The sequence below is a fragment of the Microcoleus sp. Pol7_A1 genome, from assembly GCF_036701085.1.
In the GTDB taxonomy this organism is placed as follows: Bacteria; Cyanobacteriota; Cyanobacteriia; order Cyanobacteriales; family Microcoleaceae; genus Microcoleus; species Microcoleus asticus.
The window spans coordinates 1-1,432 of the sequence record NZ_JAUBQD010000162.1 but is presented as its reverse complement, the minus strand read 5'-3'; the positions used below and the strand labels follow the sequence as shown (position 1 = coordinate 1,432).

3 protein-coding genes are annotated in these 1,432 nt (G+C 41.3%); all 3 read left to right on the top strand.

Going from position 1 to position 1,432, the window contains the following annotated elements:
* The first annotated feature begins 49 nt into the window (after positions 1-49).
* Complete coding sequence (locus QUA20_RS31755) at positions 50-322, top strand: hypothetical protein (RefSeq protein WP_333194317.1); 273 nt, start codon at positions 50-52, stop codon at positions 320-322.
* Positions 319-441 carry a hypothetical protein gene (locus QUA20_RS31750; RefSeq protein WP_333194315.1) on the top strand — a complete coding sequence of 41 codons (123 nt, stop codon included), beginning with the start codon at positions 319-321 and terminating at the stop codon, positions 439-441. The genes QUA20_RS31755 and QUA20_RS31750 overlap by 4 nt, the downstream gene beginning before the upstream one ends.
* Before the next feature lie 145 nt (positions 442-586).
* Positions 587-946: a hypothetical protein gene (locus QUA20_RS31745; RefSeq protein ID WP_333194314.1), complete on the top strand. Its 360-nt coding sequence runs from the start codon at positions 587-589 to the stop codon at positions 944-946.
* The last annotated feature ends 486 nt before the right edge of the window (positions 947-1,432 follow it).

The window sequence follows — 1,432 nt, the reverse complement described above, 5'->3', positions numbered from 1 at the left end:
TCTACCAAAATGGAATTATCGTGCAGTTCCGACTATTTAGCAGACGCTAATGTTATTAAATTTTCATTCCTTAGTTGATTGGCGGTTCCATTCTAGAATGCTGATCAGGCGAAAATGGGATGTTATTGGCGACATTCCCCACGTCGAACAAGCACAGGTAGTTACTTTTGCACCGCAGATAATTATTTTAAATTTCCCAATTGCACCGGGTTTTGTAGATGCAGGTTTAGCTATTTACAAATTGGAAGTCAAAAAAATGTTTCGGTGGGTTCGAGGTACTGTTAGCGAACCAAACGTGTTTGTTTTGATAGAGGTTAAATGAGTAAAAAAATAGACAGTTTGGCTGCACAATTAGCCAAAATTTTGACAAGCATAGACAGCGGGACAGTTGACGTTTACAAATTAACCGAAACTTTCAACATCATATTGACAGAATCGTGAAACTAGAGTAAAGAGTGGCCTTTTTGGAAAGTAAAATCAACAGCCAACAAGTTGATACGGTACCCGGTGCAAATCAAGACCTTTACATTTACCGTTTATCGTCGTCACGATTAGACGACAGCATTTTTGGTTGAAAGCATTTGTCATGGTTATAAATTGGACAAATATTCTTGCTAACCTCGCTGCGTTGTGCGCCGTTTTGGCATTTATTTGGAAAGGCTCGCGAATAGTTGAAAAAGCTATCAGGGATTCTGCCGTATCAAAAGCGGAAGCAGAAACCAGAACGCGCGAAGCAGAAGCTAGAGCAAGAGCCGATAGAGCTAGGTTTGAAACTCTTTGGAGCATTGTTGAAATTCAGGGCGAAGTGATTAGCGACGTGCAAAACCACCTTTCTTTACCTTCCGGAGAAAGAGAGGGAAAAGAGTTTCATACAAGAAGTTCTACTACGCGACTTGAAAAAAAAGCCATTGAAAGATTAGCGTCGCATCGCACAGATTTTACTTAGATGGACAAATATTCTTACCGCTTTACTGTTGCCTGTCTAGGGATATCTATCTTGATGCTTAGCGCTGCTTCTGTAGTCTTAGTATTTCCAAGATAAAAACCCTATACCTTTAGTCCCTGTATTAGCTCCAATTGTTACCGGATTAGTGGGCTTGTTAGTTTCGCCACCCAAGCAGTCGCACAATGCCAGCATTTAACGCAATTCAACTTTTAAATAGCAAGGAAGTCACTCCTTCGGAATTGCTCGATTGCATTGAATTTCTAAGCTGCGAACGCGGTCACATAAAGGCGATGGTTGAAATTGGTTTTCCGGATAAAGTGTCAGGCCAACAGGCAATTGATTACCTCCAGCTCCTAATCACGAGACTTCGCAACAAATTAGATATATGCACAAACTGGGGGGGTGACAAGATGGCTAAGAGCTAGACTGAATCTGACTTATAGCTCTCATCCCCTGTTGGTAAAAGTAGCGCTTAGTCGGGGTTAA